Source organism: Marseilla massiliensis (assembly GCF_023336985.1).
Classification (GTDB): domain Bacteria; phylum Bacteroidota; class Bacteroidia; order Bacteroidales; family Bacteroidaceae; genus Prevotella; species Prevotella intestinigallinarum.
Genome location: NZ_JAMBLP010000069.1, coordinates 1 through 232, shown reverse-complemented (window position 1 = coordinate 232; position 232 = coordinate 1). Strand labels below are relative to the sequence as shown.

1 protein-coding gene is annotated in these 232 nt (G+C 57.3%); it reads right to left on the bottom strand.

Going from position 1 to position 232, the window contains the following annotated elements; genetic code table 11:
• The coding region (locus M3089_RS15775; RefSeq protein ID WP_249085269.1) for a hypothetical protein at positions 1 to 232 on the bottom strand (232 nt) is incomplete at both ends.

The window sequence follows — 232 nt, the reverse complement described above, 5'->3', positions numbered from 1 at the left end:
AACCTTGGTGTTGCACCCCGCGAGCCAACCCTGAAGCCACCTCGTGGAGTAAGCAGCAGGATAGCGCTTGGCATAAATCTCCGCCACGGCCTTTCCAACCAAAGCCGTATCGGCAAGCTCGGCGTCCGCAGCCTCGTGCAGGAAATAAAGCCCCACGAGGCCAGGATGCTCCACAGCATATGTGCAACGCACCTTATACATCCGCCTGAAGGCCTCACCTACTGCATTGTTT